Raw genomic sequence first — 16,493 nt, 5'->3', positions numbered from 1 at the left:
GAACCATGGCAAAGCTGAAATGGGGCATGATTGGTGGTGGTGAAGGCAGTCAGATCGGACCCGCACACCGGTTAGGAGCGTTGGCGGATGGGATGTTTGAATTCGCTGCGGGTGCTTTGGATCACCGACCCGATGTTGGGCGAGAATATGCGCAACGACTTGGAGTGGCGTCGGATCGCGCCTATGGCGACTGGCAGGAAATGCTGGCCGGGGAAAAGGACCGCCCCGACCGGGTTGATCTGGTGACCATCGCCACTCCGAACTCCACCCATTTTGAGATTGCCAAAACGTTCCTTGAAGCCGGGTTCAATGTGCTTTGCGAAAAGCCAATGACAATGACCGTGGAAGAGGGCGAAGAGATCGTTCGCGTTGCAGAGGCCTCGGACAAGATTTGTGCGGTGAATTATTGCTACTCTGCTTATCCGATGGTGCGCCAGGCGCGTGCGATGGTTCGCGCCGGGGATATTGGCAAGGTTCGCCTGGTTGTGACGAATTTCAGCCATGGCCACCATGGTGACGCGACTGACGCCGATAACCCGCGGGTGCGGTGGCGCTATGATCCGGCGATGGCGGGTGTGTCTGGCCAGTTCGCAGATTGCGGTATCCATGCGCTTCACATGGCCAGCTTCATCAGTGACGATGAAGTTAAGTCCCTGTCTGCCGATATGGCGTCTACGATTTCAAGCCGCGAACTTGAGGACGACGCCATGGTCAACTTCCGGACCGAAGGCGGTGCTGTCGGGCGGTTGTGGACCTCTTCGGTGGCAATTGGGCGTCAGCACGGGTTTGATATTCAGGTGTTTGGCGAAACCGGAGGTCTTCGCTGGACGTCCGAGCAACCCAACCAATTGATCTATACGCCTGTCGGTGGCCGTACACAGATCATCGAAAAAGGCGAGGGCGGTCTTCACGACGATGCGCAACGATTGTCCCGTGTGGCGATTGCCCATCCCGAAGGGTTCCCGCTGGCCGTGGCCAACATCTATTGCGATCTTGCCGACGCTATTCGCGGAGAGGCGCGTGATGGTCTGCCTACACCTGCCGACGGAGTGCGGTCGATCGCAGCCGTGCATGCCGCAGTGGCGTCTGCGAAAAATGACGGGGCATGGACGGACGCGCGCCCACCGATGTTTCGCTGATCAGGGTCGGGGCCGCAATGTGCCCCGCTCGATCACACGGCAGGGGAAAATACGGGCCTCGGGGTAACGCTCGGGGTCTTTCAGCATCTCTTCGACCAGATCGACGGATGCGGTAATGATTTGTTTGATCGGCTGATGAATCGTCGTCAGGTCCACGCTTTCCCAGCGCGACATTTCCATGTCGTTCAGGCCGATGATGCCGATGTCTTTGCCCGGTTTCAGCCCGTGATCGGACAATGCGGACAGGGCACCTATGGACAGAATATCGTCGCCGCAAAAGTACCCTTCTGCAGGGCCTTCCGCCAGTTGCTGAAGCATTTCTTCTCGCCCGGCTTCAAATGAATAGGCGCCTGCGAAGCAATGCGTCACTTCGAGTTTCGGGTGCTTTTCAACTTCTTCCATGAAGCCGCGATACCGATCCATCGCCGATGTCGCATCTTTTGGGCCGCCCAGATAGCCGATACGGCGATACCCCCGCGACGACAGCTCGCGCGCGGCCATGCGTCCGCATTCAACGTTGTCTATGCCTACAACATGCACCTCAGGTGACGTCGCAGATCGACCGAAAGTGTGCACTACCGGAACACCTGCATCGTGGAACGCCTTGGCAAAGCTGGGGGGCAAGGTAGATGAGGCGACGATGGCAGCATCCACAGAATACTGCCGCAGCATTCGGACCGAATTTGTCGGCTCGGTTTCGTCGGTCAGGTTCACGATCAGCGGACGCAGGCCGCGTTCCTGCAAAGCGCGGGTGAACTGGTCAAAGACCTCAAGAAAAATGGGGTTGTGGAAGTTGTTAGAAATCAAACCGATCAACTTGGTGCGTCCGGTTGTCAGCGAAGAAGCCAACGCGTTTGGGCTGTACCCCAGTTCGGCTGCAGCCTTCTCCACCTTACTACGTGTCTTTGGTGATACGGACGCGCCTTCGGTAAAAGTCCGCGATACGGCAGAGCGAGATACACCGGCCAGTGCGGCCACTTCTTTGAGGGTCACACTCATGGCTGGCACCGATGGGTTCGGGGGTGGCTTTCAGTCAAATTCATGGGAAAATACTACGCCTTATTGCGTCGGGTTTGCAATCGGTTGCAACGCTGTACTGAAAAGACGTTGGTTTCCTTGCAAAGGGGCATGTCAAGGCTTTGGCACTCCGACTTGGTTGCAATCTGTGGGTCCAGGCGTTGTGTCGAAGGTGGTATCAGCAGGCGCACCTTACTTAACAACACTGACATTACGTGGCCAGCAACTTGAGAATACCCCTTTTCCGACCTCATTGAAGCAATGACCATTCAAGACGGTTATCTCCGCACACTTCAGCCCGAGCGCGCATTGCCCCGCCTTTGGTGGGCATAGTGACGATTGTGCCTTCTTTGACGGGCGACAAGGGTGTTGTCGTCCATTGCAGTCTTTGTTCCGGGGTAACATGCTTAAGAGGGCGCTGCAGGCTGGGTTCTTCGTAAAAAACGGGGCGATGAGGTGCATAAACGTTCAGGGAAGTCATCTTGTAGGCGGTGAACACATCAAACGGCTTACTCTGATTTATGGCCGCCCGCATGGAATACCGCCACGCATCCAAACCTGCTGGTGACACATAGAGAATAGCTACTGCGCCGGCCATAGAATGCAGCCTCAGCCAATTACTGTTCTCAGTCGAAGCGAGTGCAAGGTTGTAATACGCGCGGTGGCTGAAACGTTGAACATAGCGACGTGTCCAGGGAAAGCAGCCGAAGGGCGAAACCCCCAAATAAACAACGTCCGCATCTTTTGGAATTTCAGGAATGGTCAGGTCTTCGGTCGACGCGGAGACATCATCCTCCAGAACCAATGCCGGGAGCGTTTTGATTGTCTCAAGCGCTGCAAGGTGGGCGCGGGCGCAGTTTAAGGCATGGCTTTGTCCGGCGCTGCCTTCTGAAAATGAAAAACTGATGTCGTGCCTGTTCATCAAGTTGGTCATATGAAGCCGTCTGCTATTGTTATCGGGTAAATTGATGACCCGGCAGTCTGCGACGATTGCGCTCAACTTTTTCATTTTGGTGTCCGTCAGCTGCGCCACGCAATTCGCGCAGCCCATGAATGATCGTGGATCGGGGGTTTCAAGATGCTTGAGCATCGGCTCTGTTGCAATCGTTGCTTTGGCCTATGCATGGCATGGAACATGGGCCTGAATCTGCCTGACAACGACTGTCAGGCAAGAGACAAAGTTGGGCTGTTCTTGCATAGCACGGACGCCTGCCAAAACAGGACGTCCTCAAAATCCTGAAGCGCCTGAGATTTCTCCTGCGTTGCGGGGTACAACAAACCAAAGGTCATCCAGCGCTCTGGTGCGATTGGAACCAGGGCCAGACGTTCTTTTGTTTCCTGTGCTGCGACCAACTCGTCAGCAATGGTTATACCGGCGCCTTCCGCGACAAGCGAACAGGCAAGCTGGGACGCCGCGACTTCGCAGGTATGTCTGGGATTGACGCCCGCAGACCGGAAGATGTCATCAAGCTGTTCGCGTAATAGAAGCCCGTTCATCAGTCGAATGACCGGCTCGCGGGCGAGATCAGTGGCGGTTACCGACTTGCGATCAGACAATGCATGCGCAACAGGCAAAACAGCCTGCGCCCGGACCCGCAGCAGGGGTTTTGTCCTGACGCCCGGATGCTCGACCGGCAATGCCCCGATGCCGATGTCATATTCACGTCCGGCAAGCCATTTGCTGGCTTCGCGCCGCGCCCGGATATCCAAGGTTACGTTTGTATCAGGGTGGGCTTGCAAAAACATCGCAAGTGCGGGGGCCGAAATTGCCCGGGCGATACGCGGCATCGTGACCACGCGCAGTGTTTCTGTACGTCCGGCTTTGATCTCTGCAGCGATGCGGGGCACTTCATCAAGGTTGTCCAAGATACGCCCCGCTTCACGGTAGAACGCCAAACCTTCACGTGTCGGCGTCAAGTTGCGGCCACTGCGGTCAAACAGGGTCAGGCCCAATTCTGCCTCAAGCCCGGAAATCAGTCGGCTGATTGCAGGCTGACTCAGGTGCAGGATTTCGGATGCGGCCACGAGCGTTCCTTCGGAAAGGGTTGCACGAAAGGCGCGAAGGGCTTTGATATTCATTAGGCGGACTCTTTACGATTTTGCAAGATAAGATAACATCTTTGCATTTTTATTAACACTGAATTTAAGCTAATTTTGATCGCATCTTAGGGAGGATGCTATGAAGCGTAGAACAATTATCACTGCTGTTCTGGCGGCAGTAACCGTGACTGCAACAGCAACAGCAAGTTTCGCAGCCGACTGGCCGAAACGTCCGATCAACCTGGTTGTTCCTTACAAAGCCGGCGGCGGTACTGACGCTTATGCCCGCGCTATTTCGGCAGCAGCCGAAGGCATTCTGGACGTTCCAGTTGTCGTCGTGAACAAACCCGGCTCGGGCGGTCTGAATGGTGCGAACTCGGTCGTGGGTGCACGCCCTGACGGCTATACATTGATGATGACTTCGGGCGGTTCGTTCCTGTTGTCGACCATGACACGTGACACCGATATCGATGCGCTGGACAGCTTTGAGTTTGTTGCTCAGGTCGGTCAGCTGCAAACGTCGCTGATGGTGCCGCTGAACAGCCCGTTCGAGTCCGTTCAGGACGTGATCGACGCGGCCAAAGCCAACCCCGGTCAATTGCGTTGGGCCCATTCGGGTCGCGGAGGCTTCCACCACGTTGGCGGCATGGGCTTCCTGGCCAGCAATGACATCGAAGCTCAGGATGTACCGTTCAAAGGTGGCGGTCCGACCCGCGCGGCACTGATCGGTGAACAGGCTGACTTTGGTTTCCTGGGTGTTCAGCAGCTGGCAGGGTTTGAAGAGCAGCTTCGCGCCCTAGCGGTCAACAGCCAGGAACGTGATGGCATCATGAAAGACGTGCCTGCGTTTGGCGAGTTGGGCATTCCGTTTGCCGCTGTATCTTCGCCAGTGATCGTGTTCGCCCCGAAGGGCACACCGGCCGAGGTCGTTGCCGCGATGGAAACTGCGCTGGAGCAAATCGCTGCGAAACCTGAATTTGCCGAACTGCTGGCCTCGCGCGGAACAGGCCCGGTCTATCAGAATGGTACGGACGCTAAAGCAACGCTGTCCGCCATGAAAGAGGACGCCGCTCCCCTGGTCGAAAGTCTGACCAACTAAAGTCCTCGGGGCCGGGTGGATATTCTTCCCCCGGCCTTTTTGTACCTAACGCAATCAGGGAGGAACGATATGCGCGCCTATGCAGAAGGCCTTGTGCTTGCCCTTATTTCCATCGTTGCCATTTGGGGCGCCTGGCAAGTGCCAGCAGCTTCACCGGGGGATACCTGGGCTGGCATCGTACCATTCTCAGCATCCATCGGACTGCTGTTTCTTTCCGGCCTGTTACTGTTAGGTGCGGTCCGTCAACCGGCTGGCGATACCGGTCAGGAACAGGATGACGGCGCAACCCTGCAGATCATCGGTCTGTTCATCATCGCCCTGATCTATCAGCAGTCATTCCGCTGGTTTGGCTATCTTTTGCCAACAGCGATTTCTGCGCCGGTCGTTTTGTACTTTTTCGGAGTTCGCAGCTGGATCGGTCTGGCGGTTTCCGTCGTTCTGTGCCCGTTGATCTTCCACCTCATCTTTTTTGTGCTGCTTGGTGTGTACCCGCCTTATGGCGAGGTCTTTGACCTGCTCAGCTGGATGCAGGGGTAAATCGTTATGGAAATTTTTCCCGCACTTCTTTCGGTCATAACCGACCCCAGTTTGCTGTTTGCCATCGTGCTGGCCGCAGCTGTGGGCATGGTCGTTGGGGCCACGCCCGGTCTGACCGCATCGGCAGCGATTGCCATGCTGCTGCCCATCACCTTTTACATGTCGCCACTATTCGCGCTCGCCTTCCTGTATGTGATCGGTAAGTCCGGTCGCTATGGCGGATCGATCGCGGCAATTCTGTTCAACACGCCGGGCACTGCAGCCAGTGCCGCGACACAGATTGACGGTTATCCCCTTGCACGCGCCGGGCAGGCCGGAAAGGCCATGAAGGTCGCGACCATATCATCAGTCATCGGTGACCTCATGGGGGATATTCTGCTGGTCGTCGGCGTTGGTTTCATTGCGGCTATTGCCCTAAAGCTTGGCCCGCCAGAAACCTTTGCGATCTATTTCGCGGCCTTCGTGGTCATCGGCTCGGTCATCGGCAACTCAATCGTCAAAGGGTTAGCCTCGGCGTTGATGGGCATTTTAATCGCTATGGTCGGATTGGACCCTATCTCAAGCGAAGAACGCTATACCTTTGGCTCGTTTGACTTGTCCAACGGGATTGGTCTTGTGCCCCTGATGATCGGTGTATTCGTTTTGGGCGAGGTCTTTGCCCAGTTGGAAACGCGCCGCAAGGCAACCGGTGAAACCAAAGAAAATGAAAGCACGGAAGACGGCAACAGCCTGACATGGGAAGAGTATAAACCTTGCTTGCCTCATGCGTTCCGTGGAGGCTTCATCGGTGCAGGTATCGGTGTGCTCCCAGGTTTGGGTTCGGCTATTGCGGCCTTCATTTCGTACGGTGAAGGCAAACGCCGCGCCAAAAACCCCGAGAAGTGGGGCAAGGGCGCGCTGGAAGGTGTCGCAGCACCCGAAGCCGCAAACAACGCGGTGTCGGGTCCGTCGATGGCCCCGCTGCTGACGCTGGGCATTCCGGGTTCGACGATTGGTGCAATCCTTTTGGGTGTTTTCCTGATCCACGGCATCCAGGTAGGACCAACCCTGTTCCTGACTGACAAAGAGCTGGTCTACAAACTGTTCGCCTGCGGGATGCTGGGTATCGTGGCCTATGGTCTGATCGGTTACTTCGGTGCCACTCAGGTTGCACGAATTATCCTGAAGATCCCGACCAATGTCCTGTACCCGCTGATCTTCCTGACCGCGTTTGTAGCAGCTTATTCTGCACGTGGATCAATGTTTGACGTCACGGTCATGACCTGTGCGGGCTTTGCTGGCTGGCTGATGCGGAAATACGACTTCAACGTAGCGGCATTTGTCATTTCGTTCGTGCTGGCCAAAGGTGCTGAAGAGACATTCCGTCAGTCGTTGCTGATGTCGGATGGTGGCGCCCTGATCTTCGTTGAACGCCCGATCGCTCTGGCCTTCCTGGTCATCGGCGCAGGGGCAATTGCCTTCCGCGTCCGTGGGATCATGAAAGAGCGCAAGATCGCGAAGGGAGCGTTGGAAGATGCTTGAGCACTCCCTCTATCGCGACTGCTTTTCCAGCGCCGATATGCGGTCCGTCTGGTCGGAACACGCCACGATCTCGGCCTGGTTGAAGGTTGAACAGACGCTGGCCCGTCACCAGGCGCTGGAAAACCTGATCCCGCAAGAGGCTGCAGATGCGTTGGATGCGGTGTCGGTCTGCAATCTGGATACCGAGCGGTTGCACGAAGACATGATGCTTGTCGGGCGCCCGATCGTTGGTCTGGTCGAACAATTGCGAAGGCAGGTCGGTGAGCACGCGACAAAAGTCCACTACAGGGCGACAACGCAGGACATTATGGACACTGCACTGGCCCTGCAAATGAAGATCGGTCTGGAGCACATCCAGACCGGACTGCAAAGACTGACCACCGCTATTGAGCAACATATCGATCAGCTTGGTGATACTGTCATGATCGGTCGCACGAATGGCCAGCATGCCTTGCCCATTCGGGCCGAAACTAAACTGACCGTCTGGAAAGTTGAACTACAGCGGCGGGCACAAGCGTTGGAAGAAGCAGGCGTTCGCGGCCTGAATGTCCAGATTGGTGGCCCCGTTGGCGATCTGCGCGGTTACGAAAACGGGACCGGACATCGCATCAAGGAAGGCGTTGCGGCCACTTTGGGTCTGAATGTAGTTGAACCCCATTGGCAAAACGCCCGTGACGGGCTTGCCGATGTTGTAACTGCGCTGGGAGGGCTGTGTGCGACGCTGTGCAAGATCTCGCATAACGTCAATCTGTTGTCTTCATCGGATATTTCCGAATGTTCCGAGGTGCATGAAGCCGGTAAAGGCGCGTCTTCGGCTATGGCGCACAAACAGAACCAGCGCGCGTCAGAATTCGGAGAGGCCGTCGCCCGGCTTGGACGACAGCGGGCTGAACAGATCGGCGAATTCACCACCCACCAACACGAACGTTCGGGTGGTATGTGGATTGGCGAATGGATCGTTATTCCCGAGACGTTCTTGCTGACTTCGGGCGCATTGTCATGGGTCGAAACGATCTTTGCGAACTTGGTTGTGGATTCTGAATCCATGGCCCGCAAGGTTAACGACTTTGAGTATAGCACGGCTGGGAAAACGCACTGAAGCGAAAAGACTGGTCATATCACCGCTCATTTCTCGAGCGGTGATTGACGATGCGGGATGTGATCACTGGGTCCTGCGCCTGAATTGGGGCTTTCGCTTTTCCAGAAAGGCATTCATGCCTTCTTGTTGGGCCGGCAATCCATAAAGCGCGTGATACATCTGCCGCTCGAACCGCACACCCGATTCAAGTGTGCTCTGGTCGGCCATGTTTACGCAAGTACGCGCCATACTGACGATATCATCAGCGTAATCTGCAATGGTTTCGGCCACCTCTTGCGCGGTGTCCAAAAGAGTGTCCTGCGGGACAACCCGACTGACCAAGCCCATCTGCAGGGCCTCTTACGCGTCGATCATGCGCCCGGTCAGGATCATGTCCATAGCTCTGGCACGGCCGATCAGCCGCGTAAGTCGCTGCGTGCCGCCAATGCCGGGAATGCAGCCGATTTTGATTTCGGGCTGACCGAATTTCGCAGTGTCCGAGGCCAGAATGACGTCACACATCAGCGCAACTTCACACCCGCCACCCAGGGCATAGCCACTGACCGCTGCCACCTTGGGCAGGCGAAGCGCCGCAAACCTGTCCCATTCGGCAAAGTAGTCACTTGCCTGCATGGTCGCGTAGGTTTGCACCGCAAGCTCGCCGATATCTGCCCCGGCGGCAAAAGCACGATCATTGCCCATAAGGATCAAGCAGCCGATGCCGGAGTATTTATCGAATTCGGTGGCGGCGGTCAGCACTTCGTGCATGAGTTGTGTGTTCAATGCGTTCAGATGATCGGGCCGATTGAGGCGGATCGTCGCGACCCGCCCCTGTGTATGGGTTTCGATTGTCTCAAACATGATCAGCTATCCCAAATTGCGCCATAGGCGGGAATGCCAAGGCTTTCCAAGTCATGCACAACCTTGCGGGTCAGCTTTTGGTTTGAGATCACGATAACTGCTTCGGCCCCGCTGTCGCGAACGGCTTGCAATGCCAAGGCCGAAAGGTTCGGTTTGCCGTCTTCGTCGGTGTCCCAGATCAAAGGCTGCTCGGTATTTGCTTCGATCTCGTCAACCAGCGCGTCACCATAGGTTTTGCGCGGGCTTCGGGTGGACCAGATCAGGCGGTTCGGCACTTCTTTGGCCAGCAGATGTGGCAGGATCGGCCCAATGCCCGAACCGGTGCCCACATACACCACCTTTTTGAACAGCACTTCGATCCGCGCGACACCGGATGTGGTGATGCCCTTGACCCAAACCTTCTTGGGCGGATTGTCGATAAAACGCCCGGTCCAGTCGCCCGCACGGCTGATGGCCAATCGGTAACCCGGCTGGTCCGGGGATGGGATATTGGCGAATGAGTGATACTCGCCAAACGGGGTGTGGCTGATCGCGTTCGAACTGCCGGGGAACGGAGTATCTCCATAGTCAAACTGCGCAATCACCGCATGGTTTGACGGCTTTTCGATCCGGACATTCACGCGTTTCAGGGTCAGCCACGGCGACAGGATCGACAAGGTGATCAGGCAGAGCATCCAGAAGGCCGGGCTGTGCAACAACATGCCCCCCAGGTCATTTGTGATCGAGATCGTCTGCGCCCAAAACAATCCTAAAACCGTCCAGCCGACAAAGCGGTGCGTTTTCTCGAACGCATTGTGAAACCGCGCGCGGACCGGGCCGAGGGCCGATATCACCATCAATGTCATCAAGACGACCATTGTCGCGCTTAGGCCCAGTGTCAGGTCTGAGGGCAAGGCGGCTCCGTTGGCGCGGTTCCAAATTATCGCAAAAAAAAGAAAGCCGAACCAGATGGTTCCAGTGACGGCGCCGCCGGAATGCAACCCGCCAAAGTGGAACACCTTGCCAGCCCCCCAACGGATCCATAGTGGCCATGATGTGGGAATGCGTGTGGCCAGCCAGAACAGGGCGTTGACCACCCGCTGTTGCCGGATCAGGATGCCGAGGCTGAGGTTGATCAGCGCCATATCCGCAATCGGGCCGAGCGTGAATGCATTCTCAGCGAACCAAGTCCCATCGCGCAATCCAACCACAAAGACGGCCAGATTCACCAATGCAACCAGCATCACCAGGCGGCGGTATTCCATCAGGGCCGGGTGGCGGGTCACCCGTCGCCAATTCAGGCCGCCTGTGTCTAGATTTGTCGTCTGCGTCGTCATCAGTTCAACTCCGCACCAGTTTTCGCGATATGGTTGCGCGCCAAATCCAGCAAAAGACGCTTGTCCAACTTGCCGCGCGGAGTGCGGGGCAGCGCGTCCATCGGGACCACAACGGCGGGGCTGCAGTAGTATGGCAGGCGATCCGAGACGGATTGCGCCGCCTGCTTGGGGCAGGCCGACGACGGTGAGATGAAGCTGACCAGATTGCGGCTGTCATATTGCAAGGTCACCGCCTGCTGACAGCAGGGCGAGGCCTCAAGCGCAGATGTAACGCCGTCCAGCTCAACCCAAAAGCCCCGTACTTTGACTAGGTCGTCAATGCGCCCGAAATGTTCTAACTCACCGGTCTTCGTCCAGCGTCCCAGATCACGGGTGCGGAACATCATATTTCCCGGTCGAAATGGGTCGGGTCGGTAACGCTCGGCCGTCAGTTTGGGGTTGACGAGGTAACCGGCTGTGACGCAATCGCCGCCGGCCCACATCTCGCCCTTTTCGCCGATGGGCAAAGGGCGCAGGTTGTCGTCCAGAACATAGACCGTGTTGTTCGGTGTCGGGCGCCCGATCGACAGAACCGGTTTGTCGGGGTGATGCGGTTCCGCTGTATTGATGATGGTGGTCTCGGTCGGACCACAGGAATTGTAGAAGGTGCAAAAGGAAGACCAGCGATCGGCCAGCGGGCGCGGACAGGGCTCACCTGCCACGGCAGCTGTTTTGACCTGCGCGCAACGGGTGTCGTCCAGTGCGTTCAGGATCGACGGCGTGGCGATCAGAACATCCACCTTCTCGGCCGTTTCCTGAATCGATTTGCCACGGATCACCAAAGTTGCGCCATTGGACAAAGCGCCAAGGATCTCCCACGCTGCCATGTCGAATGAGATCGACAGGATCTGTCCGACCCGCAAGCCCGGTCGCATCCCCAGATCCCCGGGGGCGGTCAGCAAGATATTGGCCAGGTTCCGATGGCTAACTTGTACGCCGTTTGGAACGCCGGTTGTGCCGGACGTGAACAATATCATCGCCAAATCGTCGGGGCTGGCCCGATAGGCAGGGCCAGGGGCCGGTGCGTCCAGCATCGGGTCAAACATCGTCGTATCAATGGTGATCAGGGTCTGATCCAATCCAACGGGGATTTGGTCTGCCAGTTCGCTCAGGCCGAGTATGATTTTTGCACCAGTTACATTCGCAACGTGGCGTAAGGTTTCCGTTGGCGCGACACCAACATGCTGCGGAATATAGGCGGCCCCAAGCTTTATGGCGGCGACGATACCTACGACCATCTCGACCGAACGATGAAGGAACAGGCACACCGCGTCGCCGCGTTTCACGCCATGGGCGCGCATGACATTTGCCAATCGGTTCGAGGCTACGTCCAGCGCCCGGTAGCTAAGGCTATGGTCCGCGCATTCCACCGCGTTGGCATCGGGTTGGTCTCGCAACGACTGGCGCAGCGCGTCGGCGATAGTGGCATGGCGTGGCGGAACCTGCGGCCCCCAGCCAAAGGATAGAAACAGTTCTTGATCTTCGGGGCTGAGCGCGTCCAGCGCACCTGGTTTTTTTGTGCGAGTTAGATCTGTCTGAGATAGGGGGGGGTAGTTTGTCTGGGGATCGGTTGCGATAAGGTGCATGGCATTCTCCAGTTCAAGAAGGGGTCACACCTTAGTGATAATGGAAAAAATTCCCATTAAAGGTCACATTCGATCACATTTTGAACACGAAAGCGTTGAATTCGTTAATTCTAGGAAAATGTTATCAACTACCAATCCGTGACGAGTTCCCAAATGTCGAATGATCCCAAACCTCCTCTTGAAACCGCCCTGTCTGCGTTGCTGGTCCCACTGGCGCAGGCAATGGTTGCGCATGGGGTCACGCTTGGCACCGCGACCGAAGCGCTCAAACAAGCCCTGCTGACGGCAGCTGAACAAAGCACGGACGGAAAGCTAAGCGACAGTCGCGCCAGTCTGTTGACGGGTCTGCATCGCAAGGATGTCAAAAGGCTACGCCACATCGACGATGATGCCCCGTTGAAGCGCAGTTGTAATGCGGCGGCATTGGTCATCAGCTATTGGTCGACGACGCCCGAATTTCTGGACGACTTGGGCGCGCCTCGGATTCTGAACCGAAAAGGCGACGAAACTGGGCCGGGATTTGATGATCTGGTGCGGCGCGCGCGTGTGGACATGGCCCCAGGTACCGTTCTGGAAACCTTGGTCGTTCAAAAGAATGTGGAACAGGTTGGAAGAGGCGAGCTTCGCCTGTTGTCCCAAGCCTTTCTTCCTTCTGCTGGTAGCGCTGAACAAGTGGCGGCCTACGAGGCGACGCTGTCTGCGCATTTGGCAGTGGCAACACAGAACCTGCTGGCAGAACCGGATGCTCCACGCAATTTTGACCGCGCGGTGCGGTATTCTCATCTGTCGTCAGAATCGATTGAAGAGTTGCGGCAATTCTCGTCAGACCGGGCGCAAACGCTGCTGCAAGAGATCAATTCCCTGGCCCGCGAACTGCAGGATAAAGACAGTAATGGCGATCACAGTGGTCGATTTGCAGCGGGCGCTTTTGTCCTGCCCTCGCCGCAAAATGCGCAAAGTAAAAACCCGAAAGAGGATGAGTAAGTATGGGTGTGTTTCTTCGTGTGCTCGCGGCGTTTTTCATGGTGTCTTGGCTGCCTGCTCCGATTCAGGCCGAAGACAAAGGTGAAACTGATCGTGAAGGTGGCATTATCGGCACCGGTATCGTGGGCACAATCACCCATCTGGGCAGCATCCATGTAAATGGGCAGCATATTCTGTTCGATGACCAGATGCCGGTGGCCGACTCGGTTCCTCTCATCTCTGCGGGCGATTTGAAGCCGGGTCATACTGTTGCGGTTATTGTAGCGCAGGAAAATGGCGGGTGGCACGCAAAACATATCCGTCAGGTCCTGCCTCTGGTCGGACCAGTGTCCAGCGTGCAGGACGGCCAGATATCGGTTCTTGGAACCGAAGTTGCGTTTGAACGGCAGGCAGACATTCAAGTCGGCGATTGGGTCGCTATAAGCGGATTGTGGCAAGGTCAGTCAGTGCGCGCTTCACACATCGAAAAACTGACAAGCGTTGGGCATCGGGCGCGGTTGTCCGGCACATATCTTGGGTCTGACCCTCAGGCCCAAACAGTGATCGGGGCAAGCGTCGTCAGTGGGCTTGAGCCGCAACATCTGTCGCCGGGTGATCTTGTTCGAGTTGTCGGGCAGCCAACACGCGACGGGATTATGGCCGAGCGTCTAGAAGCCGGGCTGTTCGCCGGTGCGGTCGGCGTTGTTCAGGTTCAGGGCTATTACTCGGAACCCCAGCCCAGTGGGTTGTATACGGTGCTGGGAAGTGGCTTGATCGCCTATAGCGATCAGCCCGAGATGATAGACCCGAACACCCTTGTTATCCGCTGCGGCGACGGCAGCGGGTTGGTGAATGCAGGCAGCATAGGTGCTTTCGCTCAGCTGGGATGCTGAAACGTGAACTCTGGTTTTGGCTTTCCGGCGACACGTTTGATCCGGGAGGGTTTAGTCGTGCCCTAAATCTAATCATAAGGTCTGATCCGTGTGGATCCGGCCGGAGTTTTGAAAGCACGAAAGCGTTTCAGAAATGAAACGCGAGGTGACTTGCCCCAAAGGCAAAGCTGAACTTATCGTCGCAGGTAGGATAAGCGCCCTGCGGGCAGCGCAGGGTAAAATTCTGGGAAAGCAAGTTTTCGAGAAGGTATGCCAGATGTCTGAAAGCACCCCAACGCGTGATGTCGTACTTAGCCAGGCGCAATCCGACAAATATTGGGAGGATGGGTTTCTTTTTCCGCTGACCATCTTTTCCGAAAAGGAGGCTGCCGAAACCCGCGCTGAGCTTGAGCGGATTGAGCGGGAGTGGCTTGACGCGGATCTGCCGTTGCCGTTGAACACCTATAAACGGGTCAACGCACATCTGGTGATGCCGCTTGCGGCGCGTGTCGCGACGGATCCCCGCGTATTGGATGTGGTTGAGGGTGTATTGGGGCCGGATATCATGGTCTGGTCAGCTGAATTCTTCATTAAAGAGCCGCACACAGCCCATACCGTCGGGATGCACCAGGATTTGACCTACTGGGGTATGGGTGAAACCCCGGATCAGGTCACCGCCTGGATTGCGCTGTCGCCTGCAACGGTTGAAAGTGGGTGTATGGATTTTGTGCGCGCCAGCCACAAGAACCCGATCCTTCCCCATAAGGACACGTATTCAGACACCAATCTTCTGTCGCGCGGACAAGAGGTTGCTGTGGATGTCGCCGAGAAAGACAAGACCCACATCGAATTGGCACCAGGGCAGATGTCTCTGCATCATGGGCTGACAATCCACGGTTCGGGGCCCAATCAATCGGGTGACCGGCGTATTGGTCTTGCGATCCGCTATCTTAACCCGAATGCCAAGCAACTGGTTGCCGAGCGAGACTATGCCATGCTGGCGCGCGGTCAGGACGGCCAAAGCAATTTTGTTCATGTCGAGCCACCAACCGAGTTGTTTTCTGCTGATGCGCTTGCGCTGTACGACAGGGTTCGCAGCGATCAAAGCGCAGCGCTGGCAGAAGGTGCAAAAGGCTCAGTACCGTTATATGCGTCTTTCTGAAGCGCTTGCGCAAACGATGGTCAACTGCAGTTGATTCAAAGCCCGATCGTGGCGCAGGGTTGCATTCAGGGGTATATTGCTGTTTCTGAGGCGGCGAAAAGCAAATCAGATATTCTCGGATCGCGGCTATGACAAAAACAGCATTGGTGACTGGTATTACAGGGCAGGACGGATCTTATCTTGCTGAGCTATTGCTGGAAAAAGGGTATGAAGTCCATGGGATCAAGCGCCGTGCATCTTCGTTCAACACACAGCGCATTGACCACATTTATCAGGACCCGCATGTGCCCAATCCGCGCCTGCACCTGCATTACGGTGACCTAAGCGATACATCGAACCTGACGCGCATCATTCAAGAGGTTCAGCCGGACGAGGTGTATAACCTTGGCGCTCAGTCCCACGTGGCGGTCAGTTTTGAATCGCCGGAGTATACCGCTGATGTCGACGCGATCGGTACGTTGCGCCTTCTCGAGGCGATCCGCTTTCTGGGTCTTGAGAAAAAGACACGCTTTTATCAGGCGTCCACGTCCGAACTGTACGGATTGGTCCAAGAAACACCGCAACGCGAAACAACGCCGTTTTATCCGCGTTCCCCTTATGCGGTGGCCAAGCTGTATTCCTATTGGATTACAGTGAACTACCGCGAAGCGTATGGCATGTATGCCTGCAACGGCATCCTGTTCAATCATGAAAGCCCACGCCGGGGCGAAACCTTTGTGACGCGCAAGATCACCCGTGGTCTCTCCAACATTGCACAAGGTCTGGAAAGCTGCCTTTACATGGGCAATATCGACAGCCTGCGCGACTGGGGGCACGCCAAGGATTACGTCCGGATGCAATGGTTGATGCTGCAACAGGACGCCCCCGAGGATTTTGTTATCGCAACGGGTGTGCAGTATTCAGTGCGGCAATTCATCGAATGGTCTGCCGCTGAACTGGGCGTGACGCTTGAATTCTCAGGTACAGGCGTCGATGAAATCGCTACGGTCAAATCCGTCGAGGGCGATAGTGCACCTGCGTTGAAGCCCGGCGATGTCATCATGCGCATCGATCCGCAATATTTCCGACCGGCCGAAGTGGAAACATTGCTTGGGGATCCTTCGAACGCCAAAAACAAACTGGGATGGGAGCCGGAACTGACCGTTCAGCAAATGTGCGTTGAAATGATCACCGAGGACCTGAAGACAGCCAAACGGCATGCCTTGCTAAAACAGCATGGTTACGAATTACCGGTCACGCTTGAAAATGGCTGACGCAGGGGGC

The 16,493-nt window shown here is 56.4% G+C and carries 14 protein-coding genes and 1 pseudogene; 9 read left to right on the top strand and 6 right to left on the bottom strand.

Going from position 1 to position 16,493, the window contains the following annotated elements; all coding sequences use genetic code 11:
* The first annotated feature begins 5 nt into the window (after positions 1 to 5).
* Positions 6 to 1,139, top strand: a complete 1,134-nt coding sequence (locus AC2FLJ_RS15465; protein WP_496706618.1) for a Gfo/Idh/MocA family protein — start codon at positions 6 to 8, stop codon at positions 1,137 to 1,139.
* Here AC2FLJ_RS15465 and AC2FLJ_RS15460 read toward each other — a convergent pair whose 3' ends face one another.
* The 3 genes from AC2FLJ_RS15460 to AC2FLJ_RS15450 all read right to left on the bottom strand — a co-directional run bounded on the left by AC2FLJ_RS15460 (position 1,140) and on the right by AC2FLJ_RS15450 (position 4,235).
* The gene (locus AC2FLJ_RS15460; RefSeq protein WP_496706616.1) at positions 1,140 to 2,138 is read right to left on the bottom strand and encodes a LacI family DNA-binding transcriptional regulator; all 999 of its coding nucleotides are present in this window, start codon (positions 2,136 to 2,138) and stop codon (positions 1,140 to 1,142) included.
* A 268-nt stretch (positions 2,139 to 2,406) separates the two neighbouring features.
* A complete protein-coding gene (locus tag AC2FLJ_RS15455) occupies positions 2,407 to 3,246 on the bottom strand; it encodes a hypothetical protein (protein ID WP_496706615.1) in 840 nt (279 codons plus the stop codon).
* Positions 3,247 to 3,320: 74 nt separating this feature from the next.
* Complete coding sequence (locus AC2FLJ_RS15450) at positions 3,321 to 4,235, bottom strand: LysR family transcriptional regulator (RefSeq protein ID WP_496706613.1); 915 nt, start codon at positions 4,233 to 4,235, stop codon at positions 3,321 to 3,323.
* Between the two features lie 100 nt (positions 4,236 to 4,335).
* Between AC2FLJ_RS15450 and AC2FLJ_RS15445 the strand changes: the two genes are divergently transcribed.
* The 4 genes from AC2FLJ_RS15445 (at position 4,336) to AC2FLJ_RS15430 (ending at position 8,452) form a co-directional block, all read left to right on the top strand.
* Positions 4,336 to 5,295, top strand: coding sequence for a tripartite tricarboxylate transporter substrate binding protein (locus AC2FLJ_RS15445; RefSeq protein ID WP_496706611.1), 960 nt, complete (start codon positions 4,336 to 4,338; stop codon positions 5,293 to 5,295).
* 69 nt (positions 5,296 to 5,364) lie between these two features.
* Positions 5,365 to 5,832 (top strand): tripartite tricarboxylate transporter TctB family protein, encoded by a 468-nt coding sequence (locus AC2FLJ_RS15440; protein WP_496706609.1) that lies wholly within the window; start codon positions 5,365 to 5,367, stop codon positions 5,830 to 5,832.
* Between the two features lie 6 nt (positions 5,833 to 5,838).
* Positions 5,839 to 7,353, top strand: a complete 1,515-nt coding sequence (locus AC2FLJ_RS15435; protein ID WP_282119493.1) for a tripartite tricarboxylate transporter permease — start codon at positions 5,839 to 5,841, stop codon at positions 7,351 to 7,353.
* A complete protein-coding gene (locus AC2FLJ_RS15430; RefSeq protein ID WP_282169441.1) occupies positions 7,346 to 8,452 on the top strand; it encodes a lyase family protein in 1,107 nt (368 codons plus the stop codon). The genes AC2FLJ_RS15435 and AC2FLJ_RS15430 overlap by 8 nt, the downstream gene beginning before the upstream one ends.
* 63 nt (positions 8,453 to 8,515) lie before the next feature.
* Here the strand turns inward: AC2FLJ_RS15430 and AC2FLJ_RS15425 are convergent.
* The 3 genes and pseudogenes from AC2FLJ_RS15425 to AC2FLJ_RS15415 form a co-directional block, all read right to left on the bottom strand.
* Positions 8,516 to 9,292: pseudogene (locus tag AC2FLJ_RS15425) on the bottom strand (enoyl-CoA hydratase-related protein).
* Positions 9,293 to 9,294: 2 nt separating this feature from the next.
* Positions 9,295 to 10,608 carry a ferric reductase-like transmembrane domain-containing protein gene (locus AC2FLJ_RS15420; RefSeq protein ID WP_496697694.1) on the bottom strand — a complete coding sequence of 438 codons (1,314 nt, stop codon included), beginning with the start codon at positions 10,606 to 10,608 and terminating at the stop codon, positions 9,295 to 9,297.
* Positions 10,608 to 12,233: an AMP-binding protein gene (locus AC2FLJ_RS15415; RefSeq protein ID WP_496706606.1), complete on the bottom strand. Its 1,626-nt coding sequence runs from the start codon at positions 12,231 to 12,233 to the stop codon at positions 10,608 to 10,610. The genes AC2FLJ_RS15420 and AC2FLJ_RS15415 overlap by 1 nt, the downstream gene beginning before the upstream one ends.
* 153 nt (positions 12,234 to 12,386) lie before the next feature.
* On the opposite strand from AC2FLJ_RS15415, the gene AC2FLJ_RS15410 reads away from it, so the two are divergent.
* From AC2FLJ_RS15410 to gmd, 4 genes are all read left to right on the top strand, one after another.
* Positions 12,387 to 13,217 (top strand): DUF6502 family protein, encoded by an 831-nt coding sequence (locus AC2FLJ_RS15410; RefSeq protein WP_496706604.1) that lies wholly within the window; start codon positions 12,387 to 12,389, stop codon positions 13,215 to 13,217.
* A gap of 2 nt (positions 13,218 to 13,219) precedes the next feature.
* Entirely contained in the window at positions 13,220 to 14,089 is an 870-nt protein-coding gene (locus AC2FLJ_RS15405) for a DUF5666 domain-containing protein (RefSeq protein WP_496706602.1), read from the top strand.
* Positions 14,090 to 14,345: 256 nt separating this feature from the next.
* Positions 14,346 to 15,230 carry a phytanoyl-CoA dioxygenase family protein gene (locus AC2FLJ_RS15400; RefSeq protein WP_496697701.1) on the top strand — a complete coding sequence of 295 codons (885 nt, stop codon included), beginning with the start codon at positions 14,346 to 14,348 and terminating at the stop codon, positions 15,228 to 15,230.
* Between the two features lie 128 nt (positions 15,231 to 15,358).
* Complete coding sequence (gene gmd / locus AC2FLJ_RS15395; RefSeq protein ID WP_113790783.1) at positions 15,359 to 16,483, top strand: GDP-mannose 4,6-dehydratase; 1,125 nt, start codon at positions 15,359 to 15,361, stop codon at positions 16,481 to 16,483.
* Positions 16,484 to 16,493 lie beyond the last annotated feature (10 nt).

The sequence above is a fragment of the Ruegeria sp. CDSA034 genome, from assembly GCF_059612275.1.
The sequence above is the reverse complement of the archived record's forward strand: the minus strand, read 5'-3'. Positions and strand labels throughout refer to the sequence as shown.